This window comes from Cupriavidus sp. HY129 (assembly GCF_059492215.1).
The window spans coordinates 3,179,605-3,205,471 of the sequence record NZ_CP083254.1; the positions used below are offsets into that span (position 1 = coordinate 3,179,605).

At 61.3% G+C, this 25,867-nt stretch carries 30 protein-coding genes and 1 tRNA gene; 5 read left to right on the plus strand and 26 right to left on the minus strand.

Going from position 1 to position 25,867, the window contains the following annotated elements:
• Positions 1-63 precede the first annotated feature (63 nt).
• A complete protein-coding gene (gene ettA / locus K6G35_RS14530; protein WP_008643099.1) occupies positions 64-1,731 on the minus strand; it encodes an energy-dependent translational throttle protein EttA in 1,668 nt (555 codons plus the stop codon).
• A gap of 140 nt (positions 1,732-1,871) precedes the next feature.
• Here ettA and K6G35_RS14535 point away from each other — a divergent pair, with 140 nt between their 5' ends.
• A complete protein-coding gene (locus K6G35_RS14535) occupies positions 1,872-2,096 on the plus strand; it encodes a hypothetical protein (protein ID WP_008643097.1) in 225 nt (74 codons plus the stop codon).
• A 41-nt stretch (positions 2,097-2,137) separates the two neighbouring features.
• Complete coding sequence (locus K6G35_RS14540) at positions 2,138-2,635, plus strand: M48 family metallopeptidase (RefSeq protein WP_186426444.1); 498 nt, start codon at positions 2,138-2,140, stop codon at positions 2,633-2,635.
• 13 nt (positions 2,636-2,648) lie between these two features.
• On the opposite strand, the gene K6G35_RS14545 is transcribed toward K6G35_RS14540, so the two are convergent.
• A complete protein-coding gene (locus K6G35_RS14545) occupies positions 2,649-3,548 on the minus strand; it encodes an endo alpha-1,4 polygalactosaminidase (protein WP_495675878.1) in 900 nt (299 codons plus the stop codon).
• A 468-nt stretch (positions 3,549-4,016) separates the two neighbouring features.
• Between K6G35_RS14545 and K6G35_RS14550 the strand changes: the two genes are divergently transcribed.
• Positions 4,017-5,708: a GGDEF domain-containing protein gene (locus K6G35_RS14550; protein WP_495675879.1), complete on the plus strand. Its 1,692-nt coding sequence runs from the start codon at positions 4,017-4,019 to the stop codon at positions 5,706-5,708.
• 36 nt (positions 5,709-5,744) lie between these two features.
• On the opposite strand, the gene K6G35_RS14555 is transcribed toward K6G35_RS14550, so the two are convergent.
• The 7 genes from K6G35_RS14555 to petA form a co-directional block, all read right to left on the minus strand.
• Positions 5,745-6,491, minus strand: coding sequence for an HNH endonuclease (locus K6G35_RS14555; protein WP_080709627.1), 747 nt, complete (start codon positions 6,489-6,491; stop codon positions 5,745-5,747).
• A gap of 190 nt (positions 6,492-6,681) precedes the next feature.
• Positions 6,682-6,757: transfer RNA gene (locus K6G35_RS14560), tRNA-Thr, on the minus strand.
• Between the two features lie 52 nt (positions 6,758-6,809).
• Positions 6,810-7,307, minus strand: a complete 498-nt coding sequence (locus tag K6G35_RS14565) for a ClpXP protease specificity-enhancing factor (protein ID WP_017510763.1) — start codon at positions 7,305-7,307, stop codon at positions 6,810-6,812.
• Positions 7,308-7,338: 31 nt separating this feature from the next.
• A complete protein-coding gene (locus tag K6G35_RS14570; protein ID WP_008643086.1) occupies positions 7,339-7,950 on the minus strand; it encodes a glutathione S-transferase N-terminal domain-containing protein in 612 nt (203 codons plus the stop codon).
• A gap of 278 nt (positions 7,951-8,228) precedes the next feature.
• Positions 8,229-8,972, minus strand: coding sequence for a cytochrome c1 (locus K6G35_RS14575; RefSeq protein WP_008643082.1), 744 nt, complete (start codon positions 8,970-8,972; stop codon positions 8,229-8,231).
• Positions 8,973-9,009: 37 nt separating this feature from the next.
• Positions 9,010-10,413 (minus strand): cytochrome b, encoded by a 1,404-nt coding sequence (locus K6G35_RS14580; protein WP_008643080.1) that lies wholly within the window; start codon positions 10,411-10,413, stop codon positions 9,010-9,012.
• A gap of 2 nt (positions 10,414-10,415) precedes the next feature.
• Entirely contained in the window at positions 10,416-11,033 is a 618-nt protein-coding gene (gene petA, locus K6G35_RS14585) for a ubiquinol-cytochrome c reductase iron-sulfur subunit (protein WP_008643078.1), read from the minus strand.
• A 219-nt stretch (positions 11,034-11,252) separates the two neighbouring features.
• Between petA and mscL the strand changes: the two genes are divergently transcribed.
• The gene (gene mscL, locus K6G35_RS14590; protein WP_495675880.1) at positions 11,253-11,687 is read left to right on the plus strand and encodes a large conductance mechanosensitive channel protein MscL; all 435 of its coding nucleotides are present in this window, start codon (positions 11,253-11,255) and stop codon (positions 11,685-11,687) included.
• A 14-nt stretch (positions 11,688-11,701) separates the two neighbouring features.
• Here the strand turns inward: mscL and K6G35_RS14595 are convergent, their stop codons facing one another.
• On the minus strand, positions 11,702-12,448 hold the full coding sequence (locus K6G35_RS14595; RefSeq protein ID WP_495675881.1) for a Nif3-like dinuclear metal center hexameric protein: 747 nt from the start codon (positions 12,446-12,448) through the stop codon (positions 11,702-11,704).
• 20 nt (positions 12,449-12,468) lie between these two features.
• Between K6G35_RS14595 and K6G35_RS14600 the strand changes: the two genes are divergently transcribed.
• Positions 12,469-13,665 carry a Do family serine endopeptidase gene (locus K6G35_RS14600; protein WP_495675882.1) on the plus strand — a complete coding sequence of 399 codons (1,197 nt, stop codon included), beginning with the start codon at positions 12,469-12,471 and terminating at the stop codon, positions 13,663-13,665.
• A gap of 485 nt (positions 13,666-14,150) precedes the next feature.
• Here the strand turns inward: K6G35_RS14600 and K6G35_RS14605 are convergent, their stop codons facing one another.
• The 16 genes from K6G35_RS14605 to hisG all read right to left on the minus strand — a co-directional run bounded on the left by K6G35_RS14605 (position 14,151) and on the right by hisG (position 25,862).
• Positions 14,151-15,293, minus strand: coding sequence for a porin (locus K6G35_RS14605; protein WP_008643071.1), 1,143 nt, complete (start codon positions 15,291-15,293; stop codon positions 14,151-14,153).
• 254 nt (positions 15,294-15,547) lie between these two features.
• Positions 15,548-16,330, minus strand: coding sequence for a twin-arginine translocase subunit TatC (tatC, locus tag K6G35_RS14610; protein ID WP_008643069.1), 783 nt, complete (start codon positions 16,328-16,330; stop codon positions 15,548-15,550).
• A 2-nt stretch (positions 16,331-16,332) separates the two neighbouring features.
• Positions 16,333-16,839, minus strand: coding sequence for a Sec-independent protein translocase protein TatB (gene tatB, locus K6G35_RS14615; RefSeq protein ID WP_008643067.1), 507 nt, complete (start codon positions 16,837-16,839; stop codon positions 16,333-16,335).
• Positions 16,840-16,940: 101 nt separating this feature from the next.
• Positions 16,941-17,168, minus strand: coding sequence for a Sec-independent protein translocase subunit TatA (tatA, locus tag K6G35_RS14620; protein ID WP_008643065.1), 228 nt, complete (start codon positions 17,166-17,168; stop codon positions 16,941-16,943).
• Positions 17,169-17,320: 152 nt separating this feature from the next.
• Positions 17,321-17,677 (minus strand): histidine triad nucleotide-binding protein, encoded by a 357-nt coding sequence (locus K6G35_RS14625; RefSeq protein ID WP_008643063.1) that lies wholly within the window; start codon positions 17,675-17,677, stop codon positions 17,321-17,323.
• Between the two features lie 72 nt (positions 17,678-17,749).
• Positions 17,750-18,145 (minus strand): DUF4870 family protein, encoded by a 396-nt coding sequence (locus K6G35_RS14630; RefSeq protein WP_008643061.1) that lies wholly within the window; start codon positions 18,143-18,145, stop codon positions 17,750-17,752.
• 53 nt (positions 18,146-18,198) lie between these two features.
• Positions 18,199-18,567 (minus strand): phosphoribosyl-ATP diphosphatase, encoded by a 369-nt coding sequence (locus tag K6G35_RS14635; RefSeq protein WP_008643059.1) that lies wholly within the window; start codon positions 18,565-18,567, stop codon positions 18,199-18,201.
• Positions 18,564-18,971 carry a phosphoribosyl-AMP cyclohydrolase gene (hisI, locus tag K6G35_RS14640; RefSeq protein WP_008643058.1) on the minus strand — a complete coding sequence of 136 codons (408 nt, stop codon included), beginning with the start codon at positions 18,969-18,971 and terminating at the stop codon, positions 18,564-18,566. The genes K6G35_RS14635 and hisI overlap by 4 nt, the downstream gene beginning before the upstream one ends.
• Positions 18,972-18,973: 2 nt before the next feature.
• Positions 18,974-19,744, minus strand: coding sequence for an imidazole glycerol phosphate synthase subunit HisF (hisF, locus tag K6G35_RS14645; RefSeq protein WP_008643056.1), 771 nt, complete (start codon positions 19,742-19,744; stop codon positions 18,974-18,976).
• Positions 19,745-19,805: 61 nt separating this feature from the next.
• Positions 19,806-20,549, minus strand: a complete 744-nt coding sequence (gene hisA, locus K6G35_RS14650) for a 1-(5-phosphoribosyl)-5-[(5-phosphoribosylamino)methylideneamino]imidazole-4-carboxamide isomerase (protein ID WP_008643054.1) — start codon at positions 20,547-20,549, stop codon at positions 19,806-19,808.
• A gap of 179 nt (positions 20,550-20,728) precedes the next feature.
• Entirely contained in the window at positions 20,729-21,385 is a 657-nt protein-coding gene (gene hisH / locus K6G35_RS14655; RefSeq protein WP_085959056.1) for an imidazole glycerol phosphate synthase subunit HisH, read from the minus strand.
• Positions 21,379-22,002 (minus strand): YchE family NAAT transporter, encoded by a 624-nt coding sequence (locus tag K6G35_RS14660; RefSeq protein WP_008643049.1) that lies wholly within the window; start codon positions 22,000-22,002, stop codon positions 21,379-21,381. Before K6G35_RS14660 ends, hisH begins: the two co-directional genes overlap by 7 nt.
• A gap of 81 nt (positions 22,003-22,083) precedes the next feature.
• Positions 22,084-22,671, minus strand: a complete 588-nt coding sequence (hisB, locus tag K6G35_RS14665; RefSeq protein WP_008643048.1) for an imidazoleglycerol-phosphate dehydratase HisB — start codon at positions 22,669-22,671, stop codon at positions 22,084-22,086.
• Between the two features lie 7 nt (positions 22,672-22,678).
• The gene (hisC, locus tag K6G35_RS14670; RefSeq protein WP_008643047.1) at positions 22,679-23,779 is read right to left on the minus strand and encodes a histidinol-phosphate transaminase; all 1,101 of its coding nucleotides are present in this window, start codon (positions 23,777-23,779) and stop codon (positions 22,679-22,681) included.
• A gap of 36 nt (positions 23,780-23,815) precedes the next feature.
• Positions 23,816-25,150 carry a histidinol dehydrogenase gene (gene hisD, locus K6G35_RS14675; protein WP_008643046.1) on the minus strand — a complete coding sequence of 445 codons (1,335 nt, stop codon included), beginning with the start codon at positions 25,148-25,150 and terminating at the stop codon, positions 23,816-23,818.
• A gap of 37 nt (positions 25,151-25,187) precedes the next feature.
• Complete coding sequence (gene hisG / locus K6G35_RS14680) at positions 25,188-25,862, minus strand: ATP phosphoribosyltransferase (protein ID WP_008643045.1); 675 nt, start codon at positions 25,860-25,862, stop codon at positions 25,188-25,190.
• Positions 25,863-25,867 lie beyond the last annotated feature (5 nt).

Genomic DNA, 25,867 nt, shown 5'->3' on the forward strand with positions numbered 1-25,867 from the left:
TGGATGGTTTTCTCCCCTCTCCCACAAGTGGGAAAGGGGAGCCAATCAAAACTACCTTACCTATCAGCGCGTGATCGGCTTATACCGAATGCGCTTCGGCTTCGCGGCCTCTTCGCCGAGACGCTTCTTCTTGTCGGCTTCGTATTCCTGGTAGTTGCCGGGGAAGAACTCCACATGCGAATCACCTTCGAAGGCGAGGATGTGGGTTGCGATACGGTCCAGGAACCAGCGATCGTGCGAGATCACCATCACGCAGCCGGCGAACTCGAGAAGCGCGTCTTCCAGCGCGCGCAGCGTTTCCACGTCCAGGTCGTTCGACGGTTCATCCAGCAGCAGCACGTTGCCGCCGGCAATCAGCGTCTTGGCCATGTGCAGACGGCCACGTTCACCGCCTGACAGCGTGCCCACCTGCTTCTGCTGATCGCCACCCTTGAAGTTGAAGCGGCCGATGTACGCACGCGACGGCGTTTCGTACCTGCCCACGGTCAGGATGTCCGACCCGCCCGAGATCTCCTCGAACACGGTCTTGTTGCCGTCCAGCGCATCGCGGCTCTGGTCGACGAACGCCATCTTCACCGTCGGCCCGATCTTGATCTCGCCGCTGTCCGGCTGTTCCTTGCCAGTCAGCATCTTGAAGAAGGTGGACTTACCGGCGCCGTTCGGGCCGATGATGCCGACGATCGCGCCCGGCGGCACCTTGAAGCTCAGGTTCTCGATCAGCATGCGATCGCCGAACCCCTTGCTGACGTTGTCGAACTCGATGACCTCGTTACCCAGGCGCTCACCCACGGGGATGAAGATTTCCTGGGTTTCGTTGCGCTTCTGGTATTCCTGGCTGTTCAGTTCGTCGAAACGGGCCAGACGCGCCTTCGACTTGGCCTGACGACCCTTCGGGTTCTGGCGCACCCACTCCAGTTCCTTGTTCAGCGCCTTCTGGCGGGCCGATTCGCTGGCCTCTTCCTGCTTCAGGCGGTTTTCCTTCTGCTCCAGCCACGAGCTGTAGTTGCCCTTCCAGGGAATGCCGTGCCCGCGGTCCAGTTCCAGAATCCACTCGGCGGCGTTGTCCAGGAAGTAGCGGTCGTGGGTGACGGCCACCACGGTGCCCGGGAAACGCGTCAGGAACTGTTCAAGCCAGTCGACCGATTCGGCGTCGAGGTGGTTGGTCGGCTCGTCGAGCAGCAGCATGTCGGGGCGCGACAGCAGCAGGCGGCACAGCGCCACGCGACGCTTTTCACCACCGGACAGATTGCCAATCTTGGCGTCCCACGGCGGCAGGCGCAGCGCGTCGGCGGCGATTTCGAGCTGCAGCTCGGCGTTATTGCCGTCGCTGGCGGACAGGATCGCCTCGTACTTGGCCTGCTCGGCGGCCAGCGCGTCGAAGTCGGCGTCCGGCTCGGCGTAAGCGGCGTAGATCTCGTCGAGCTTCTTGCGGGCTTCGAACACCCCGCCGAGCGCCTCTTCGACCGATTCGCGCACGGTCTGCTCGGGATCGAGCTGCGGCTCCTGCGACAGATAGCCGATGTTCAGATTCGGCATCGGCGTGGCTTCGCCTTCAATCTCCTTGTCGAGACCGGCCATGATCTTCAGCAGCGTGGACTTGCCGGAGCCGTTCAGGCCCAGCACGCCGATCTTGGCGCCGGGGAAGAAGGACAGCGAGATGTCCTTGAGGATGTGACGCTTGGGCGGAACGATCTTGCCCACGCGGTTCATGGTGAAAACGTACTGTGCCATTGGGGTGCGCGTTCGAATGGTGTCGGGGAATGGCGGGAGTGTAGCAAACGGGCGGGCGCTGCCCCGGCCACACCGGATGAAATCGGGCGCGGCAAGTACAATATCTGGTTTCCCAATCGAACCCGATTGCCGTCGATTCCATGAGCAAAGCCGCCCTGACCCTCCGTTTCAAGTGCAAGAAGTGCACAAAACCCGTCACCCTGTACCTGCAGAAGACGTCCGCGTGCTCGCACATCCTCCCGTACCAGGGCTTCTGCAAATGCGGCGAAATGATGCGCCATGCCATCGGTGACAAGGACGCCGTCGAGTCGTTCGTGAATTCGATGGACAACAGCTGGATGCATCACCACCACCATCATCACTGAGCATCGTGAATGAAGCGTGGCGCCCGGGCGCGAAAGACCCGATGCGTTTCCTTGGCGGCTATCCGCCCAATGTGCTCGCGCAGGTGCGCGCACTGATCGATGCCGACCGTCTGGGCGAGCACATCGCCCGGCGCTACCCGGACCGCCACACGATCCAGACCGACCGCGCGCTCTACGACTACGCCGGCGAGATCAAACAAGAATACCTGCGCAGCGCGCCGCCGCTGCACAAGGTGGGATATGACGCGCGGCTGGACACCGCCCAGCACGCGCTGGGACTGCATACCGCGATTTCTCGCGTGCAAGGTGGCAAGCTGAAAGCCAAGAAGGAAATCCGGGTGGCGTCGCTGTTCAAGGAAGCACCACCGGAATTCCTGCGCATGATCGTCGTGCACGAGCTCGCGCATCTGAAAGAGACCGACCACGACAAGGCGTTCTACCGGCTCTGCGAATATATGGAGCCGCGCTACCACCAACTGGAATTCGACACGCGATTGTTCCTGGCGTGGCGAGAGATGGAAAAGCGCGGCGGCGCCTGAGAATCTCCCCGATTCAGTCGCAGCTATACCGGTACTTGTCGTTCAACGCCAGCGGCAACACCAGCGTCCGGATATTCAGCGCGGCGGCCTTGGCGCATAACGCCGGCCGCTTTGTCGCATCCTTCCACTTCGTCGCATATTCCACGTTGAACACCGGCTTGCCTTGCGCCGTGAAGGCCGAGTATCCGCCGCACTCGTTGTACTGGAAGCATTGCTCGTTAATCGCGAAATCAAATGACGATGCCAGATCGGTGAGTTGATCGACGTCGTTCTTCAATCCGATCGCCAGACCGCGCGCATGTGCCGCGTTAGCCAGAAAACGGTTGTAGTCGAGTTGGGTATCCGCCGTGAGCGGCAGGCCGGTGTTATTGGTATATCCATCGACATTGTCGGGATCGATGCCGTCACACCCCTTCGAGACCGCCAGATCCATACGCGCGGCCATGATGCCGCGCACATTGCTGGATCGCGTATCCAGCCAGCGCTCGCCCGCCCAGCCGCTGAGTACGTTGCCCATATCCGAGGGCTGGAAACTCTGGAAATCGGGGCGCCAGTCCTCGCTGCTTCCCGCGGAGAAATAGCACACGACTCGCCTGCCCTGCTCCTTGAGCGATGCAATGGTCGACGGTGGCGTGTCGAACAGGTCGAGCACGTAGAGCGCGACGTTGTAGCTCGTATCGAGTTTTCCCTGGAGTTGAAGCTGCCACGTGTCGGTCACCGAGGGCATCCAGCGGACTGGATTGGCGACCATACTGTTGTTCACCTGCTTCGGCGAAAGCGTGGCGGCTTCCGTCACCCGGACCACCGTGCCGCCCGAATTATCGTCCCCGCCACCACCACAGGCCGCGACCGCGATAGCGGCCGTCACCGCTGCAAGGCACGCCTTCACCGAGCTTGCCAGTTTTCCATCCATTTCAATTGCCCTTCCAGTTGAACCCCAACAAAACCTTCAATTGGCCGCTATATTCTTCCGCCCGCGCAGTCGGCCACCACACGGGAGCTGCCTTTCGTGAAGAAGGCATATGTGATGCATGGCGCATTATCACGGAGCCGGTTCTGGTGGTAATGACAACTTGCGTCGATGGGTGGAAATGCGACACCGGTGCCACGAACACATCTCACCGATTATCAAGAAGCTTGCCTCCGTAACCGATATCGGATTCGATTATGAGTTCGCAAAAATGTCACATTCAGTTTCGCCCGTGGACGGACAAATAATGTCCGTTTCGCAATTTTGAGGTCCCAATCGCTATAGATCCGGTTTTCAAGTCTTATGTGTGCAACATCCGGGCGACCAGAAAAGCCCGAGGCAGCAACTCCGCAATACTCTGTCAGTCAGCGCTTCCTAAGAGTCTCCGCCGGTGCCTGCCTTGTCGTACTGATGCTGTTGGCCTGGCTGGTTTTGCATCAGTGGCAAGCATTCTCGCGCAGCGACCAGGCACTCTCGGATTTCGAGATCTTCCGCGCGGCGCTGCTGGCGATGGAAAAGGTATCAGCAGAACGCGGGCCCATGAATGCCGCGCTTGGCGAGGATGTACCGGTGCCGGCGCAGCGCATCGCGGCACTACGCAAGGCCCGCGAGGAAAGCGATGCCAGTCTGCGTGACCTCGACGCAGCGATCGAGGCTAGCCACTGCCAAGAGTGTGCCGCGCTTTACGTGACAGCCACCCACACCATCACCACGCTGGCCGAGGCACGCAAACATGCCGACGACGTACTGCTGGTACCGCGCCAGACCCGGTCCCCAGAGTTGCTGAACAACGCCGTCAACCACATGGCGAACGTCATCCCGATCATTGCAGGCATCGCCGATGGCACCATCGAGGACATCGTCAGCGGCGACGCCGCAATCCTGGACGACCTGCAGATGGCCCGGCTCGCAGCCGCACTGCGCGAACACGCCGGGCTGCTCGGTTCGCGCTTTACGGGCGCGCTTGCATCGGACCGGCAACTGACCGAGCAGGAACAACAGCGCATCTTCAACAGCGAGGGCCGCGTGGAGCAGCTTCGCACGCTCCTGGCATCGCACGCCGGCAACCACCCTGCCCTCGCGCCGGAAGCAGTAAGGCGTGTGGGCATGGTGTATGGCGAAGCCGGACTGGCCTATGTCACCAAGGTCTACCGCCGTGCGAAACGTCCGACGGGCGCCGGCATCACCACCGGTGATTTCGCCGCACAGTACGTGCCGACGATGCTGCCGATCGTCCAACTGCGCGACGAGATTCTCGACCAGGCCCGCGCGCGGCTGCACCGCAACCGCGACGTCACCCTGACGCTGCTACTCGGCGCATTCGCCATCGCCTTCGCGCTGCTGGGAACGATGATCTGGCTGCATTCGCTGTTTCACCGGCAGATTCTGAAACCATTCTTCGCGGCCACACGTTCCATCCTGGCCATTGCGAACGGCAATCTCTCCGTACGCGTGCCATCGCCCGATAACTACCGTGGCGAAATCCGCGCGCTGCTCGAGGCCGTTCACACACTCAAGCGCTACAGCCTCGACAAGCAGCAACTGGAACAAGACCGCCAGAGACTGATCGCCCAGCTGACCACCATGGCGGAAACGGACGCGCTCACACAGTTGCTGAACCGCCGCGCACTCGAAGCACGGGCTTGCGACCTGTGCACGAACCCGGAGGCCGACAAACCCTACGTCGCGCTAGTGATGTTCGACATCGACCATTTCAAGCGGATCAACGACACGTATGGGCATATCGCGGGGGACCGGGCGCTCGAGATCGTTGGCGCCGTGTGCCGGGACGTGCTGGGTACCGGAGACCTGGCCGCGCGCTTTGGCGGGGAAGAATTCGCGGTGGTTTCGCTGGTGAGCACACCCGGCGAAGCATTGACGCTCGCCGAGCAGCTAAAGGAAAAGCTGCGCGAGATCCGGGTGACGCTGGAGAGCTGCAGGCCGTTCGGCATGACCGTCAGCCTCGGCGTCGCCATCGGACGCCGGGAGGATGTGGGCCAGGACCTCTCGGCGCTGATCAGGCAGGCAGATCTGATGCTTTATCGGGCGAAGCGCGGGGGGAGAAATCGGATTGAGGGGGATTGGGAACTGATGGTTGGTTGAGCGGCGGATGCCAAGCAACTGTTTCGCGTCGCCACGCTACTTTATGCCCCTATCAGAGGCCGCCAGATACGCTTTGAATGTTGCAATTGACATCCAGGTCCGGCGTCTTTGCATAAGGCGATGTAGTAAACGATGGCAAACTGCACACAGTAGCGCCATATCAGCAAGCCGGGTACTCGTTCCCTCCTCACTTGATTGCGCCAAAGGGGCCGTGTGATGTGCCTCGAACCCAGCATCCGATATTTCCGCGTCGAGCACGCGTGGACCTGCACCACAGGCATCACAGGTCAACCCTCCCGATTGCCGGAGGCGATAGCTAATAAGCTTCGTCCGCACCTTTGCATTTCGTTCGCGACGTCTATGGGCCCTTGTTAAGAGACGCCCTTCCGCAAACTCGAAATCCTCTTCCTCCGCTGGCGTCTCAACGGCTTCTGCGCTTGCTTCAACGCGAATCTCTCGGGCGAGCGAGGATACCTGTTCCGGACTTCCGCCGTAGTCGGCCCACACCTCTTTATCGATCGTCGAGACGTTGGCCAATCCCCGCCCAGTCGCTACCTGACGAAGATTTTGCAGTTTGAATGCAACGCCCTCAGGATTGCGAAAGGACTCTTGCCGCAAACCGGCCGGATAGATTGGAAGTGATCGCAACACATTTGAGAGTTCGATAACTCGCGGGTCGTTTGGCCCGGGCATCGAATTGGCACAGCGCAAGTACAGATCTAGAGCCAGGATGGTCTCATCACGAGTCCAACGAGGATTTCCGTGTCCCTTTGTAACAGCCATGTCAGCCTCGTGATCCTTGCAACCATCAAAATTGCAATTCTAAGACCAACTAGGAGAATTCCTGTGGATATACCCTTGCTCGGCAGCAGGGCTCCCCACGAATGACATTGCCCCGTTACGTCGACCATCGACATAAGGTACTCAAAAAGCAAAAAGGCCACGCTCTCGCGTGGCCTTTTCACATGATTCTTGGTGCCGGCTGCAGGACTCGAACCCGCCACCTGATGATTACAAATCAACTGCTCTACCTGATGAGCTAAGCCGGCATTTTTGGTGCAGTCCGCGATTCTACTTCAAGCGGACCACTTTGACGATGGCTTATTTGACCACCTTCAAGGAGGGCTTTTTCCCGCCGATGCGTGGCACGGGCGGCGGTGTTGGATCGTCGTCAGGAGAGACGCCCTCTTCCGCCGTTACCGGCGCCGGCGTATCGCTGTCGACCGAGGCGAGCTTCGGCGGCGGGTTGTTCTCCCGCTCCGTCGCAGCCTGGGTTTCGGGGATACTGCGTTCCACCGGGAACGCCATGCCCTGGCCGTTCTCACGCGCGTAGATCGCCAGCACGTTATCCACGGGCACTTCGATCTTGCGCGACACGCCACCGAAGCGCGCGCTGAACGTAATCCACTCGTTCCCCATATCGAGACCGCTGGTCGCGTCGAAGCTCACGTTCAGCACGATTTCGTTATTCTTCACGAATTCGCGCGGCACGCTGGTATTGCCGTCGACGAAGACTGCGATGTACGGCGTGAAGCCGTTATCCGTGCACCATTCGTAAATGGCCCGGATCAGATAGGGCTTGGTGGATGTTTCAGACATTACGCTTTGCGGTGGCGACGTCGGATGTGTCTTAGCGACGCATCACCTTTTCAGACGGGGTCAGAGCTTCGATGTAGGCCGGGCGGCTGAAGATACGTTCGGCGTACTTCAGCAGCGGCGCGGCGTTCTTCGACAATTCGATGCCATAGTGATCCAGGCGCCACAGCAGCGGCGCGATGGCGACGTCGAGCATCGAAAACTCTTCGCCGAGCATGTACTTGTTCTTGACGAAGATCGGGGCCAGTTGCGTCAGGCGGTCACGAATCGCGGCGCGGGCGCGCTCGTGATTCTTTTCCGCGGCCTTGCCCTTTTCGTTTTCCAGCACGTAGACGTGCGTGAACAGTTCCTTTTCGAAGTTGAACAGGAACAGACGGGCACGGGCGCGCTGCACCGGATCGGCCGGCATCAGCTGCGGGTGCGGGAAGCGCTCGTCGATATACTCGTTGATGATGTTCGATTCGTACAGGATCAGGTCACGTTCGACGAGGATCGGTACCTGGCCGTACGGGTTCATCACCGAGATATCTTCCGGCTTGTTGAACAGGTCAACGTCGCGGATCTCGAAGTCCATGCCCTTTTCGAACAGGACAAGGCGGCAACGTTGGGAAAACGGGCAAGTGGTACCCGAATACAACACCATCATGGTTGAATTCCTTGGGTGTGGAGTGCGCCAGATCGATATAACTTCAGCGAACTTGGCAGAGCTAGGTCGGACAGGGCAAACATTCTGTCAGAACGCCCTATCGAAAAGCAAATAAGTTACAAATACAAGGTGTGCCCCCAAGCCGACTTGACCGAGCGGCTGCCCGGTGTCGCGCAAAACAAAAGGGCCGACGCGGTGCTGCACTGCTGCAACCTCCGCGCCGGCCCTTCGGCGGGCACCGCCAGGCTGTTACAACCAGCCTGACAAGCCACACAGGCTTACTTCACATCTTTCCAGTAAGCGGCATTCAGGCGCCAGGCAAACACGGTGAACATGCCCAGGAACAGGAGCACCCACACGCCCAGACGCTTGCGATGGCTTTGCTCCGGCTCGGCCATCCAGTTCAGGTAGTTCACCAGATCGGCCGCGGCTTGGTCATATTCCTGCGTGCTCAGCTTGCCCGGGGTGATCTGCTCGAAACCTGTGAACTTGTGCACCTTCTCGCCGTGTTCCTCGGCCTCCGCGAACTTGGCGGCGCGCTGGCCCTGCAGTTCCCACAGGACGTGCGGCATGCCGACGCTAGGGAAGACCAGGTTGTTCCAGCCCGTGGCGCGGGTGTCATCACGGTAGAACGTACGCAGGTACGTGTAGAGCCAGTCGTTGCCGCGTGCGCGGGCGATGACCGACAGGTCCGGGGGAATCGCGCCGAAGAATGCCTTGGCGTCCTTCGGGTGCATCGCGATCGTCATCGTTTCGCCCACCTTGTCCGCCGAGAACAGCAGGTTCTGCTGGATCTGTTCTTCGGTAAGGTCCAGGCCCTTGAGCCGGTTGTAGCGCATCATCGACGCGCCGTGGCAGTTCAGGCAGTAGTTGACGAACAGCTTGGCACCGCGCTGCAGCGATGACACATCGCTCGTGTCCAGCGGCGCCGGCTCCAGCGGGTAGCCCCCTTCTGAAGCCATCGCGGGCATCGCCGCGAAACATGCGCCGACCAGTGCGAAGATCGAAAGCAACTTTTTCATCTTGTGTCCTTGTCCTCTTGTAGGGTCGCGCAGCGTCTTAGTGCGGATGGAACGTGACGCGCTCCGGCACCGGCTTGAACGTGCCGGCACGGCTCCACAGCGGCATGGTCAGGAAGAAGGCGAAGTACAGCAGCGTACCGAGCTGCGACACCTTCTCACCCACCGGCGACGGCGGTTGCACGCCGAGGTAGCCGAGGATCAGGAACACCACCACGAAGACAACCAGGATCGTCTTGTGGAATGCGGGGCGGTAGCGAATGGACTTGACCGGCGAGCAGTCGAGCCACGGCATGAAGAACAGCACGATCACCGATCCGCCCATCACCAGCACGCCCCAGAACTTGGCGTCGATGAAATAGAAGCCCACGGCCAGGATCACCAGGATCGCCACCGAACCCATCTTGATGCGTGCATCCTTGCTGCGCAGGAACACCATGCCCAGCACGATGGCGAAGAACGCCCACAGGATCGGCAGGAAGTTCGCCGTGGTTGCGCGCAGCATCGAGTAGAACGGCGTGAAGTACCACACCGGCGCGATGTGCGGCGGCGTCTTCAGCGGATCCGCCGGGAAGAAGTTGTTGGCTTCCAGGAAATAGCCGCCCACTTCCGGGAAGAAGAAGATCACGGCCGAGAAGATGATCAGGAAGCCGGCCACGCCCAGCAGGTCATGCACCGAGTAGTACGGGTGGAACGGGATGCCATCGAGCGGAATGCCGTTCTCATCCTTCTTCGCCTTGATTTCCACGCCGTCCGGGTTGTTCGAGCCCACTTCGTGCAGCGCGATGATGTGCGCCACCACCAGGCCCAGCAGCACCAGCGGCACCGCGATCACGTGGAAGGAGAAGAAGCGGTTCAGCGTGGCATCGCTCACCACGTAGTCACCGCGGATGAACAGCGACAGGTCTTGGCCGATCACCGGAATCGCCGAGAACAGGTTCACGATCACCTGCGCGCCCCAATAGGACATCTGGCCCCAGGGCAGCAGGTAGCCCATGAACGCTTCGGCCATCAGGCACAGGAAGATCAGGCAACCGAAGATCCAGACCAGTTCGCGCGGCTTGCGGTACGAACCGTACAGCAGCCCGCGGAACATGTGCAGGTACACCACGACGAAGAACGCCGAAGCGCCGGTGGAGTGCATGTAGCGGATCAGCCAGCCCCATGGCACTTCGCGCATGATGAATTCCACGCTGGCGAATGCCACTGGAATGCCAGCCGCGTTCAGCGTGCCGTCCGGCTTGTAGTTCATCACCAGGAAGATGCCGGTGACGATCTGGATCACCAGCACCAGCAGTGCCAGCGAACCAAAGAAGTACCAGAAGTTGAAGTTCTTCGGCGCGTAGTACTTGGAGAGGTGGTCTTCCCAGAGTTGGGTGGCGGGGAAGCGGGCGTCGACCCAACCCAGCAGCCCGGTAGTCTTGACTTCTTTTTCGGCCGCCATGATCAGGCTTCTCCTTTCTCGTCCTTGCCGATCACGAGCTTGGTGTCGGTCAGGAACTGGTACGGGGGTACGTCAAGGTTCTGCGGGGCCGGTTTGTTCTTGAACACGCGGCCAGCCAGGTCGAAGGTCGAGCCATGGCACGGGCAGAGGAAGCCGGGATCAGCGCCGAGTTGAGGGTTGGCGCCTGCGGGAAATGGGCCGGATGGCGAGCAGCCGAGGTGGGAACAGATTCCAACCACGACCAGCAGGTCCTTGTGGTCGGCACGGGAACGGCTTTCGTTCTTGCAGTACTCCGGCGTCGGCATGGTGAAGGGGACGTCGGAATTCGGGTCCGCGACTTCGGCGTCGGTCTTCTTCAGGGAAGCCATCATCTCCGGCGTGCGCCGCAGAATCCAGACTGGCTTGCCACGCCACTCCACCGTCATCATCTCACCAGACTTCAGGGCGCCAATGTCCGCCTCGACTGGTGCGCCCGCAGCCTTCGCCTTCTCTGAAGGTGCAAAGGTACTCACGAACGGTACTGCTACTGCTACGCCTCCTACGCCGCCTGCGACAGAAGTCGCGATCAACCAATTGCGGCGACCTTTGTCCACGTTCTTCACGTCTTGCTGGTCACTCATTCCAAACCCCAGGGGATGTCATCAATTGAATCTTGCGTCAACAAAAAATTATACCTGAGGCACATCTGGCGACGATAGGCGAACTACGGATAGCCGACCGCGCTTTTATCGGTCATGGAGACGCAATTTCCGCATCCAGACTTGCACTCGAGGGTGCGATGATGCAGTCTCTGTCAAACTCAGACGTTAATCTGGAACAACAAAACGGAGAATAGCGCTATGGGAATGATGAGCGAGTTCAAGACCTTCGCCATGCGTGGCAATGTCATCGACCTGGCGGTCGGTGTCATCATCGGGGCGGCATTCGGCAAGATCGTCGATTCAGTCGTTAATGACCTGATCATGCCTGTCATCGGCAGAATCGTGGGAAAACTCGACTTTTCCAACATGTTTGTCATGCTGGCGGATCCCCCCCCTGGCACCCCGCAAACGCTGGATGCACTGAAGAAAGCGGGTGTGCCGGTATTCGCTTACGGAAATTTCCTGACCATCGTGGTGAATTTCGTCATTCTCGCGTTCATCATTTTCATGATGGTGCGCGCCTTCAACAAGATGCGCGAAAAGGAGGCAGAGCCTGCCGCGCCGGCCGTCACGCCGGAAGATATTGTTCTGCTGCGCGAAATTCGTGACAGCCTGAAGGCCCCACGCGGCTGATAATTGCGCCCGGTTCAGACCGGGTTCGGAATGTCGATAAATGTGTGGCGCAGCCCGAAGCGCTGCGCCAGGTGTTCGCCCACTGCACGGATGCCGTAGCGTTCCGTCGCATGGTGACCGGCAGCCAGATAGGCCACGCCGCTCTCTCGCGCCAGGTGCGTGGTGGGCTCGGACACCTCCCCACTCATATAAAGATCCACACCCGCGCCCACCGCTGCCGCGAAGTACCCCTGTGCGCCACCGGTACACCAGCCCACGGTGCGGATCATCTGGTCGGCGTCGCCGATGACCAGCGGCTCCCGCTCCAGCACGCCACCCACATGGGCCGCAAAGGCGCTGAGCGGCATGGGCTGCGGCAGCGTGCCGGTCCAGCCCAGTTGATCATCGCTGAAGCGGCCCGTCGGAGTGATCCCGAGCTGCAGACCCAGTTGGGCGTTGTTGCCGAGTTCCGGATGGTTGTCGAGCGGCAGATGGTAGGCCAGCAGATTGATATCGGCGCCCAGCAGGCGCTTCAGGCGGGCATGTTTCTGGCCGACGATACAGGCATCCTCATTTTTCCAGAAGTAGCCGTGGTGCACGAGGATCGCGTCAGCGCCGGCTTCGATCGCCGCATCGATCAGCGCCAGGCTCGCCGTCACGCCGGTGACAATATGGGCAACCTCCGGCCGACCCTGCACCTGGAGTCCATTCGGGCAATAGTCCTTGAAACGGGAAACCTGTAGCAGGTCGTTCAAGTACAATTCAAGCTCTTTTGTTTTCATTTTCTGCTCAAAAATCCAATATGTTGCGCCGCTTCTGGCTGTTCTTCGCTCAGGCTGTCACGGTTGTTCTGGCCGTGTGGTTCGTCGTGGCCACACTCAAACCCGAGTGGCTGCAGCGCGGGCGGGTGGCCGTGCAATCGGGTTCGCCCATTGTGGCGCTAAAAGAGGTCGTCCCCAGTGTGGAAGGTTCGGCCGCTCCGGGGTCCTATAGCGAGGCGGCCCGCCTTGCCATGCCCGCAGTCGTCAATATTTTCACCAGCAAGAACGGCTCGAAGCGATCGCCCAATAACCCGCAGACTGAAGACCCGTGGTTCCGGTTCTTCTTTGGCGACCGCTTGCCGGAGCGCCAGGAACCGGTGTCGAGCCTGGGCTCGGGCGTGATCGTCAGTGCCGAAGGTTACATTCTAACCAACCACCACGTTGTGGACGGCGCCGACGAAATCGAGGTGGCGCTGACCGACGGACGCAAGGCAAACGCCAAAGTGGTCGGCTCCGATCCCGAAACCGACCTTGCCGTGCTGAAGGTCACGCTCAAGGACCTGCCCGCGATCACGCTGGGGCGGATCGAGAACGTGAAGGTGGGCGATGTGGTGCTGGCTATCGGCAACCCGTTTGGTGTCGGCCAGACCGTGACAATGGGTATTGTCTCGGCGCTCGGCCGCAGCCATCTCGGCATCAACACGTTCGAAAACTTCATTCAGACCGATGCAGCGATCAACCCCGGTAACTCCGGTGGTGCACTGGTCGACGCGCAGGGCAATCTGCTTGGCATCAACACGGCGATCTATTCGCGCTCGGGCGGCTCGCTCGGTATTGGCTTTGCGATTCCGGTGTCGACCGCCAAGCAAGTCATGGAATCGATCATCTCTACGGGTAGCGTGACACGTGGCTGGATCGGCGTGGAGCCGCAGGATCTGACCCCTGAGATTGCCGAGTCTTTTGGGCTCGAAGCCAAGGAAGGCGCCCTGATTGCGGCGGTGGTCCAGGGTGGGCCAGCGGACAAGGCCGGCGTCAAACCTGGGGATGTGCTGGTCTCGGTCGACAATCAATCGATCTCGGACACCACCGCCCTGCTCAACGCGATTGCACAGTTGAAACCGGGCGCCGAGGCGAAGATGAAGGTGATTCGACGCGGCAAACCGGCGGAACTCACTGTCACGATCGGCAAGCGCCCGCCTCCTCCGCGCAGGCCAATGCCGCTGGATGAGGAAGAGTAGGCAGGCTCGCTGCTCGCTGGTAAGTCATCCGGCATAGATATCAATACAAAACCCCCCGTCAGCAGTGACGGGGGGTTTTTGTTTGTGCCGGCTGGGAGAGAAATTCGTTTGGGTACGTCGGGCACAAACCGGGACCACACGGCGCTCTTCGGCACACATGGATTCTGAAGGTACTGCCGAGGAGAACGAGAAGCCAAGCCCCCTACGCTCATAGCTCGCAGACTCGCTGCCTTCGCCAACCCCGCCCAGCCCGGCAGCACGAGGGCTACTCACCTTCCGTGTCCGCGTACCCGGCATCGCCCTGGTCATTGATCAGCTAAGCGGTTGCTATCAAGTATCGAACCGGATGTAGCCCCCAATTCGAGCCCGAAGCCTAGCGCCGGTACGCCCGCACAATCAAGGCCCCGAACAAAACAAAACGCCGACATCCTTTCGGATGCCGGCGTTCTGAATCCAATCTGAAGCGGGCTTACACCCGCATCAAATTAGAACTTGTGGCGCAGGCCAACCATGGCGCCGAACTGGTTGTACGAACCCAGAGTCGTGCCAAAGCCGGAGCCACCAACGCTGCCCGGGCTAGCCGACGACGTGCCCAGAGTCGAGCCGTCCTTGTTCTTCGTGTAGGCCAGGTTGAAGTAGGCGTCCGTACGCTTCGAGAAAGCGTAGTCCGTCGACACAACGAAGCTCCACGGATCAGCACCGGTGTTGCGGAAGTCTTGGTAGTACGCGGCGCCGGTCAGCGACAGAGCCGGGGTCAGCTGGTAACCCATGCCCAGCCAGTACAGGTTCGAGACGTTCGCAATCTTCGTAGCGCCGTCAACGGTGTTCACACCGCCGGGCAGAACTGCGCCGCCCAGACCGTGAGCGTAACGGTAGCCAGCGAACACCTTGGCCGGGCCGAAGGCGTACGTACCAGCAACCGAAGCGCGGCGGATCTTGGCGCCGTCAGCAGCAGCGATACCAACGTTGGTTTCGTCATAGATCGCGCCAACGGAGAACGGGCCACCGTTGTACATCACGCTTGCGCTCATCTCGCGGCCCAGGTGGTAGTTACCCGGAACTTCGCCGCTGGTGCCTTGGTAGATGCTAGCCGTGCCAGCCGTGTTCGAGCCGGTGCTGTACAGCAGCGAGCCGGTCAGGCCACCGAACGTACCGATGTACTTGATCGAGTTGTCAGCACGTTGCTGGAACTCCGGAGCTTGAGCCGTGATCGAGTAGTTCGACGAGATGGCCATCGGGTCGAAGGCCAGACCGAAGTCATAGAACGGCGTCTGATGGCGACCCAGGGTCAGCGTGCCGAACTGGCTTTGCATACCGACGAAGGCTTGACGACCGAACAGACGGTTGTTTTGGCCCGACGTACCGGTGTCAACGTTGAAACCGCTTTCCAGCACGAAGACGCCCTTCAGGCCACCGCCCAGGTCTTCAACGCCACGCAGGCCCCAACGGCTGCCCGACATGCCGCCCGAGTTCAGGCGCACGACGTCGTGGCTACCGGACACGCCCGGCTGGTGGTTAGCGTACTCGACGCCAGCGTCAACCACACCGTACAGGGTCACGCTCGACTGGGCATAGGCGCCACCAGCGGCCAGAGCGGCGACGGCAGCAGCAAACAGTTTCATCTTCATATCGACACTTTCCTTGTCAACTGATTGGGAAATCTTGGTTGCCCAAGTGTTTGGGCGACGCATTCACCTTCACGTCTGCGTCGTATTATGTGTCACCCCCCTTGCTCGCCAGAAGTCTTTTTCGCCGTAAACGCGGTTTACCGACGCTTCTTGTTGTGATGAAGCAACAGCAATTGGGGAGGATTTCACCAAATTGGTGCAATGCGCAGTATTCAGTCTCGGGGATTACCAACCGTTAACTGAAGTCCTGGAACTCAATCTGCCTGGGTTTCACCCTCGGCAGGTGCACCAAGCGGCTGTTTCGAGACGAATCGCGCCATCAGCAGCCCGAGTTCGTACAGCGCGATCAGGGGTACGGCCAGTAAGAGCTGCGACATGACATCCGGCGGCGTGACGACGGCGGCGATGATAAATGCGCCGACAATCACATACGGCCGGATTTGCTTGAGCTTCTCGAGCTCGACCACGCCGAATTTCACCAGCACGATCACCACTACCGGCACTTCGAACGTAATGCCGAAGGCCAGGAATGTCGTCATGGCGAAACTCAGGTATTTGTCGATGTCCGTCGACATGTCCGCGCCAAGCGGCGCGTTGTAGTGCGCCATGAAGTGGAACACGGTCGGGAACACCAGGAAGTACGCGAACGCGACGCCGCACAGGAACAGCACGTAAGTGCTGGACACCAGCGGCACGACCAGCTTCTTTTCATGCTGATAGAGTCCCGGCGCCACGAACTGCCAGATCTGGTACAGCACCCATGGCAAGGCGATAAGGAATGCGACCAGCATGGTCACCTTCATCGGCACGAAGAACGAGCCGGTAACATCAGTAACGATCATGCGTCCGCCCTTGGGCAGCGAATGCAGTAGCGGGGCCGCGAACAGATTGAAGATCTGCGGCGCCCAGTAAACCATGGCCAGGAAAACGATAATCACCCCCGCCACCGCCTTGACCAATCGCTCGCGCAATTCGATCAGGTGGGAGATGAAGGTTTCCTGCTGGGATTCGTCGTTGGGGTCTGCGGAGCCCGCCATGCTTATTCGAAGAAGGAACGGTTGCGGCCACTGGCGGGCCGGTGGCGCTTCACGCGTGCGGCGCCGGACTGCACCCACATGCGCGTGCTCTGCTGACGCTTGAACCAGATCGGACGCGCGCCCTGCTTGACGCGCCAGCTCTTGCGGCCGTTGTGCGACTTGTGCGCGCTGTCCCAGCTGGGCACATAGCCCGAGCCCGTATCGCTGGACGATGACGACGAGGCCGAGCCATCAAACGCTTCGTTAAGCGCCTGGGTGTGCTCGCTGACTTCCTTGTGGATGGTCTGCTCGACGTCGCGCGCGGCGTTCTCGAATTCCGTGCGCATCTTGCGCAGTTCCTCGAGCTCCACCTCGCGACTGACTTCGGCCTTGACGTCATTGATATAGCGCTGGGCGCGACCGACCAGCGCGCCGACCGTCCGCGCGACCTTCGGCAAACGCTCGGGGCCGATCACAATCAGCGCGACGGCGCCGATCAGTGCCAGCTTGGAAATGCCGAGATCGATCATGCAGACATCAGAACAGGGACACAGGAATGGCAGGCCGTCGCAACGTACGTGGCGGCGGCCGCCGCAAGGGTGACTGGCAAGGAGAAAATTCCGTCAGACAATTATTGCTGACGCGACTTTTCCTTGGCTTCGACGTCGATGGTGGTGGAATCGCGCAGTTCCTTGGCCGGAGCGGCCGGCTCGTCGGTATTGCCTTCCTTCATGCCGTCCTTGAAGCCCTTTACCGCACCACCCAGATCCTGGCCGATATTGCGCAGCTTCTTGGTACCGAAAACGAGCATGACGATCACCAGCACGATCAGCCAGTGCCAAATGCTAAACGAACCCATTTCTTGCTCCTGATAAAGCCGCGGGCGTCGGAAGACTGCCGCCCGGCCCCGTAGTTCCGTCCCTCAAAGGCCGCGCCGGGCGACGGTTGCCGGCGCGACACCGGACCGCGACATCCGTCCCGGTCCACTCATACCCTGGTTGCCCCGAACAGTCAGGGCGCCGGCGCCTTCCACTGGCTGCGCGGTCCGCCCATCACGTGGATGTGGAGGTGGAACACTTCCTGCCCTCCGTCGGTGCCGGTGTTGATCACCGTCCGGAATCCATTGTTGCAGCCGGCCTGGCGTGCCAGTTCGGGCACCTTAAGCATCATTCTAGCAAGCACATCCGATTCGCCGGGACCGCAATCGGCTAACGAATCGACATGCGATTTAGGAATCAGCAGAAAGTGTACCGGCGCTTTGGGGTGGATATCGTGAAACGCCAGCAAGTCTTCGTCCTCATACACCTTGTTCGAGGGAATCTGGCCGGCCACGATCTTGCAGAAAATGCAATTGTCCTGGGTTTTCATGGAGATCTTGTTGCAGCTTGTCCGAACTATGCCTAGTCACTTCCGGACTTGCCGCCATCGTCTTGGGACGCCTCAGAACTGCTCGTCCGGATACATCGGCTTGCGATCATTCAGATACAGCCAGCCTTTGACGATACGATACAGCATCCACAATGACAGAACACTCCACAAGCCGATCGCCACCGGAAACAGCAATACCGTGACGAACATGCAGCCACCCACAACGAACCACACAATAGACCACCAGAACGTGCGGATCTGCCAGGCGAAATGCGAAGCGTAGAGCGTGCCCCGAGTGTCGTCGCGCTTCACATAATTGACGATGATCGCGATCAACGCCGTGATCCCACCGGTGAACCAGTGGACTGCATAGAGCGCATAAAGAATGTGCGTGAGCTTGCGCAGGCCATCGAGCCTGTCAGCATCCGCGGTCGTCGTGACTTGCGAGGTATAGTCCGTCGCCATCATGCCCTCCAGGATCAAGCCGCGCCCGAACCGGTTCGGGCCGCGTGACTCGTATCCTACTCCTTGCGGCTGGCCTTCTCGACCAGTCCGGACAACCCTTCGCGGCGCGCCAGTTCATTGACGACGTCTTCTGGGGTCCGGCCGATGCGAGCCAGCAGCACCATGGTGTGGAACCACAGGTCGGCTACCTCGTAGACCACCTTGCTCACGGCTTCGTCGGCAAGGTCGGCAGCCCGCGCATCCTTGGCGGCCATGACCGTTTCGGTAGCTTCCTCGCCGATCTTCTTGAGAATCGCGTCGTCGCCCTTCTTGAACAGCTTGGCGACATAGGATTTCTCCGGGTCACCACCGTTTTCGGGCTTGCGCGATTCCAGCGTGGCCGCCACGCGGGCCAGGATATCGGCCTGGGACAGGTTATCGCTCATGGCTTGGCCGCGTAGATCGAGGACGGGTCCTTGAGCACCGGCTCGACGGTCTGCCAGTCGCCGGACTCGACATCGCCTTCGAACTTCTGGAAAAAGCACGAGTGACGACCGGTGTGGCAGGCAATGCTGTCGATCTGCGTCACCTTGAGCAACACCACGTCTTCGTCACAATCCAGACGAATCTCATGCACCTTCTGGACGTGGCCTGATTCCTCGCCCTTGTGCCACAGGCGCTTGCGCGAGCGCGACCAGAACACGGCCTCGCCCAGTTCCACCGTGCGTTGCAACGCGTCGCGATTCATGAACGCGAACATCAGGACGTCGTTGGAACCCACTTCCTGGACGATCACCGGCACCAGACCGTTGTCGTCCCACTTCACCTTGTTCAACCACTTCTTCGCCATGATCACATCCGGACGGGAATGCCCTCGCGGGCCATGAAAGCCTTTGCCTCACCAACGGTGTGCTCGCCATAGTGGAAGATGCTGGCGGCCAGTACGGCGTCGGCGTGTCCCAGACGGATGCCATCGGCCAGATCCTGCAGGCCACCGACCCCGCCAGATGCAATAACGGGCACGGGCACCGCGTCGCTGACAGCGCGTGTCAGTTCGAGGTCGAACCCGCTCTTCGTGCCATCGCGATCCATGCTGGTCAGCAGAATCTCGCCCGCGCCGCGGCGCGCCATCTCGCGGGCCCACTCCACTGCATCGAGCCCGGTGGCCTTGCGGCCGCCGTGAGTGAACACTTCCCAGCGCGGCGGTTCGCCGGGGGCGGAGCTGCGCTTGGCGTCGATGGCCACCACGATGCACTGCGAACCGTACTTGCCCGTTGCGTCGGACACGAGCTGCGGATTGGCGATGGCAGACGAGTTCACGCTGATCTTGTCTGCGCCTGCATTCAGCAGCCGCCGCACGTCTTCCACGGTGCGCACGCCACCCCCGACGGTCAGCGGGATGAACACCTGCGACGCCACCGCCTCGATGATGTGCAGGATCAGGTCGCGGCCGTCACTGGTTGCCGTGATGTCGAGAAATGTGATCTCATCGGCACCCTGCTCGTCGTAGCGCCGCGCGATCTCGACGGGATCGCCCGCATCGCGCAACTCAACGAAATTGACACCCTTGACCACCCGCCCATTGGTCACGTCCAGGCAGGGGATGATACGTTTGGCTAACATGAGTTTCCTTGCCCGCCGTCGCCCGCATCGGCGACGGCTGGTTGTGGCGCGCGAGCTTGGATTACTCCGCGCCCAGCTTGTCCGCGTGGGCCTGGGCCGCCGCGAAATTCAGGTCGCCCGAGTAGATCGCGCGGCCGCAGATCACGCCTTCCACGCCTTCGCCTTCCACGGCGCAAAGCTGGTCGATGTCGGCCATGTTCGACAGGCCACCGCTGGCAATCACCGGGATCGACATCGACCGGGCCAGCTTGACCGTGGCGTCGATATTGATGCCCTGCAGCATGCCGTCGCGACCGATGTCGGTGTAGATGATCGACTCGACACCGTAGTCTTCGTACTTGCGTGCCAGGTCCGCCACCTCGTGGCCGGTCAGCTTGCTCCAGCCATCGGTGGCCACCTTGCCGTCCTTGGCATCGAGGCCGACGATGATGTGGCCGCCGAATGCGGCGCAGGCGTCCTTGAGGAAGCCGGGGTTCTTCACCGCAGCCGTGCCGATGATCACGTACGACAGGCCGTCATCGAGCCAGCGCTCGATGGTATTCAGATCGCGGATGCCGCCGCCAAGCTGGACGGGGATCTCGTCGCCAACCTCGGCAATGATGGCCTTGATGGCGGCTTCGTTGCGTGGCTTGCCAACGAATGCGCCATTCAAGTCGACCAGATGCAGGCGACGCGCGCCCTGGTTGACCCAGTGACGTGCCATGGCGGCGGGATCTTCGGAAAAGACGGTGGCCTGGTCCATGTCGCCTTGTTTGAGGCGTACACACTGACCGTCCTTCAGGTCGATGGCCGGAATGAGCAACATATGCGTGACGAGCGTGGTGGTTGTGTAAAGGGAAAAAGGTAGCGATTCCGACGCCGGGCGTCGGCGCTCAGGTCATGTCAGTTTGGCAAAAGATGCGCAGTCTGGTTGGTGGCTCTGAACGAAAAGGTGATCGCTGTACGGTATTACTGGCGCTTCAGGTAACAGGTGCTTCTGACGCTTTACGGATTCCAGTGCACGAAATTCCGGTATAGCTGCAAACCCATCGCGGCGCTCTTCTCCGGGTGAAACTGCGTGGCGAAAATATTATCGCGTGCCACCGCACTGGTAAACACGACGCCATATTCAGTCTCGCCGGCGATATGGGCCGGATCCTGCGCGTGCACATAGTAGCTGTGCACGAAGTAAAACCAGCTGTTGTCCGGAATGCCGTTCCACAGCGGATGCGGCTTCGACTGGCGTACCCGGTTCCATCCCATCTGCGGCACCTTGTAGCGCGAGCCGTCGGGCTGCATCATGCCTTCCAGTTCAAAGCGAATCACCTCGCCGGGCATCAGCCCCAGCGCCGGCGTGCTGCCTTCGCCCGCACGAGCTTCGCTGCTACGTTCGAACAGCATCTGTTCGCCAACGCACACGCCCAGCATCGGCTTGGTCGCGGCGGCTTCCAGCACCGCCTCCTGCAGGCCGGAATTGCCGAGCGCGCCCATGCAGTCAGGCATCGCGCCCTGCCCCGGCAGCACCACGCGGTCTGCCGCGCGGATCGCTTCCGGGCGATCCACAACCTGGACATCCGCCTCCGGCGCCGCCGTGCGCAGGGCCTGCGCTACCGAGCGCAGGTTGCCCATGCCGTAATCCACAATTGCTATGGTAGTCATGATTTCAAAACAGGCAACAATGTCTTCAGCCCGTCCACAATGAATTCAACGGCCAGCGCCGAGAGTATTAGACCCATCAGGCGCGTGCCAATATTGATCCCGGTCTGTCCGATCACCCGCGCGATGGGGTCAGCCGCGCGGAACGTCACATACACCACAGCGCCAAGCAGCACGCCGATGCCAACCAGGATCAGCAACTGGTACCAGTGCTGCGTCTTGCCCGCATAGACGATCACGGTACTGATCGACCCCGGCCCGGTCAGCAGCGGCAGCGCCAGCGGCACCACCGCGATACTGGCCTTGGCTTCGGCCTCATTCTCTTCCTCCGGCGTGGCCTTGGTACGACTGGTCTGCGCGTTCAGCATGTTCATGGCCATCATGACCATGAGCAAGCCGCCACCCACTTCCAGCGAGGCCACCGAGATATTGAAGAACTCGATGATCTGCTGGCCGAGCAACGCCGAGACCCCCACCACGATCGCCACCGATACCGATGCCGTCTTGATGGTCCGCAGCTTTTCCGCCTCGGTCTGCTGGCTGGTCAGGCTGATGAAGAACGGGATCGCCCCGATCGGATTGATCAGCGCCAGCAGCGAGATGAAGGACTTGAGCGTATCCATCGGGTGCGGGTGTCGGTGGTAGTCAGCGGGCGCCGCAACCAGCCGGCACGCCTACAGGGTGGCGCGTGAGATCAGCCTGGCTTAGAGCGTGCCCTTGGTCGACGGAATCATGTTGGCCGCGCGCGGATCCAGCTCCACCGCCATGCGCAGCGCACGCCCGAAGGCCTTGAACACCGTTTCGCATTGATGGTGGGCGTTGATGCCGCGAATATTGTCGATATGGAGTGTCACGCCGGCGTGATTGACGAAACCGCGGAAGAACTCGATCGTCAGGTCAACGTCGAAGCTACCCACACGGGCGCGCGTGAACGGCACGTGGAATTCCAGGCCCGGACGGCCCGAGAAATCGATCACCACCCGCGACAGGCACTCGTCGAGCGGCACGTAGCTGTGCCCATAGCGCGTGATGCCCTTCTTGTCGCCAATGGCGCGCGCCACGGCCTGGCCCAGCGTGATGCCGACGTCTTCCACCGTATGGTGATCGTCGATATGGGTATCGCCCGTGGCCTCGACCTCGAGGTCGAACATGCCATGGCGGGCAATCTGATCCAGCATGTGGTCGAGGAACGGCACGCCGGACGCCAGTTTCTGGCGGCCAGTGCCATCGAGATTCAGCGAAACGCGGATCTGCGTTTCCGAAGTATTGCGGGTGACCTCTGCGACACGCATGGTGGGGTTAATCCTGCAACGAGGCCTTGAATGCCTCAAGAAACTGCGCGTTTTCTTCCGGAGTGCTGACCGTCACGCGCAGACAGTTGGCCAGCAACGTGTGCATTTTACTCACGTTCTTGATCAATACCTTCCGGGCGAGCAGGCGATCGAAGATCTGTGCAGCATTCGGCACGCGCACAAGCACGAAGTTGGCCGCGCTCGGGAACACCGTCACGCCCGGCATGCCGGCCATGACCTCGACCAGTTTCGACCGTTCGGCACGCAACCTGGCGGCCTGGTCATCCAGTACGGCCACGTGTTCGAGAGCGAACAGCGCGGTGGCTTCGGTCAGCACGTTGACGTTGTACGGCGGGCGCACCTTGTCGAGCTGCGACAGCCATTCGGGTGCGCCGGCTACATAGCCCAGGCGAATACCGGCCAGACCAAGCTTTGACACGGTCCGCATGACCAGCAGGTTGCCGAATTCCGTCAGGCGCGGCATCCAGCTTTCCTGCGCGAACGGCTGGTACGCCTCGTCGACCACGACCAGGCTCTGGCATACCTCGCCCTGGGCGGCGCGCACGATCGCCGCCATATCGTCGGCGTCGAACAGGTTGCCCGTCGGGTTGTTCGGGTAGGCCAGATAGATGATGGCGGGCTTGTGCTCGGCCATCGCCGCCAGCATTGCCGCGCGGTCCAGCGTGAAGTCCGGGCGCAGCGGCACGCCAACGAATTCGAGCCCGGCGAACTGCGCCGACATCGCGTACATGACGAAGCCCGGCACCGGCGCCATCACCTTGGCGCCCGGCCTGGCCGCGGCCAGCGACAACATGCTGATGATTTCGTCGGAGCCATTGCCCAGCAGCACATCCATGCCGGCCGGCACGTTCATCACCGTCTTGAGCCTGGCGCGCAGCGCCTCGCTGCTCGGCACCGGATAGCGATTCAGCGCGACCTCGCCGAGCCGCGCGGCCAGTTGCGCGCGCAGCTCGGGCGGCAGCCGGTACGGATTCTCCATCGCGTCGAGCTTCACCAGTCCGTGCGAATCGGCCACGTGGTAGGCGCCCATGGCGCGCACGTCGTCACGGATGATGCGTTCGATCAGGGATGGGTCTACGGCTGACATGATGGTCCTCGTTGGTCCTGCTTTGATGAATCCGGCTTAACGTTTGAAGCGGTACTCGGCACTGCGCGCGTGGGCCTGCAGGCCTTCGCCATAGGCAAGCTCGGCAGCGATCTGGCCAAGCATCTGCGCACCGTTCTCGCTCACCTCGATCAGGCTCGAACGCTTCTGGAAGTCATAGACACCCAGCGGCGACGAGAAACGGGCGGTGCGCGAGGTGGGGAGCACGTGGTTCGGGCCGGCACAGTAGTCGCCGAGCGACTCGCTCGTGTAACGGCCCAGGAAGATGGCGCCGGCATGGCGAATCTTCTCGCTCCACTGACGCGGATTCTCGGCGGAGATCTCGAGGTGCTCCGGCGCGATCGCGTTGGCAATCTCGCAGGCTTCCTCCATGTCGCGCACCTTGACCAGTGCGCCACGGCCCGACAGCGACGCGGCGATGACCTCGCGGCGGGGCATCGTCGGCAACTGGCGCTGGATACTTTCCAGCACGCGGTTCAGGTACTCGGCATCCGGGCACAGCAGGATCGATTGCGCGAGCTCGTCGTGCTCGGCCTGCGAGAACAGGTCCATCGCCACCCAGTCGGGGTCGGTGGTGCCATCGCAGATCACGAGGATTTCCGACGGGCCGGCGATCATGTCGATACCGACCGTGCCGAACACGCGGCGCTTGGCGGCGGCCACGTAGGCATTGCCCGGGCCGACGATCTTGTCGACCTGCGGCAGCGTGGCAGTGCCGTACGCGAGCGCGCCCACGGCCTGCGCGCCACCGATCGTGTACACGCGATCGACACCGGCGATCTGCGCGGCGGCCAGCACCAGTTCGTTACGCACGCCGCCCGGCGTCGGCACGACCATGATGACTTCCTTGACGCCAGCCACGCGCGCCGGAATCGCATTCATCAGCACCGACGACGGGTAGGCAGCCTTGCCACCCGGCACGTAGAGGCCCACGCGGTCGAGCGGGGTCACCTTCTGGCCCAGCATCGTGCCATCGGCCTCGGTGTATTCCCAGCTATGGCTGCCGCATTCGATTTTCTGCTTCTCGTGGTACGCACGCACGCGGGCAGCGGCAGCTTCCAGCGCGGCGCGGCGCTTCGGCTCGAGGTCCTCCAGCGCGGCTTCGAGTTCAGATTGCGACAATGCCAGCGCCGACATCGACGCGGCTTCCATGCGATCGAAGCGGCGCGTGTACTCGAGCACGGCCTCGTCGCCACGGCGGCGCACATCGGCCAGGATATCGGCAGCAGCGCGGTCGATCGCCTCGTCTTCGGATGCTTCGAACGCCAGCACCTGACGCAGCGCGCCGGCGAAACCGGGCTCGCGCGAATCAAGCCGGCGGATCGACAGGTTTTCCATTTCGGTATCGTTCATGACTTCTTTCCTCGCGGGTCTCCGGTCACTGCCCGCCTCAGGCGAGCGCGGCCGAGGCCCGTTCAAATGCATCGAGAATCGGCGCCAGCCGTTCGCGCTTGAGCTTGAGCGCTGCCTGGTTGACCACCAGACGCGACGAGATCTGGACGATCTCCTCCACCTCGACGAGGTTATTGGCGCGCAAGGTGCTGCCGGTACTGACCAGATCGACGATCGCGTCGGACAGCCCCACCAGCGGCCCCAGTTCCATCGAACCGTAGAGCTTGATCAGATCGACGTGCACGCCCTTCTTCGCGAAGTGCTCGCGCGCGGTCTGCACGTACTTGGTGGCCACGGCCAGGCGCGCACCCTGGCGCACCGCATTGACGTAGTCGAAGCCGGCCGGCACTGCCACAGACATGCGGCAGCGCGCGATGTTCAGGTCGATCGGCGCGTAGAGGCCGGCCATGCCATGTTCCATCAGCACGTCCTTGCCGGCCACGCCGAAATCGGCCGCGCCGTACTGCACGTAGGTCGGCACGTCCGAAGCACGCACGATGATCACGCGCACAGCCGGATCGGACGTGGGCAGGATCAGCTTGCGCGAAGTCTCGGGATCCTCTGTCACCTGAATGCCGGCGGCAGCCAGCAGTGGCAGCGTTTCCTTGAAGATGCGGCCCTTTGACAGTGCCAGCGTAAGCTGGTCGGGCGAAGCATTGAAAGCGGGGCTCATCGTAG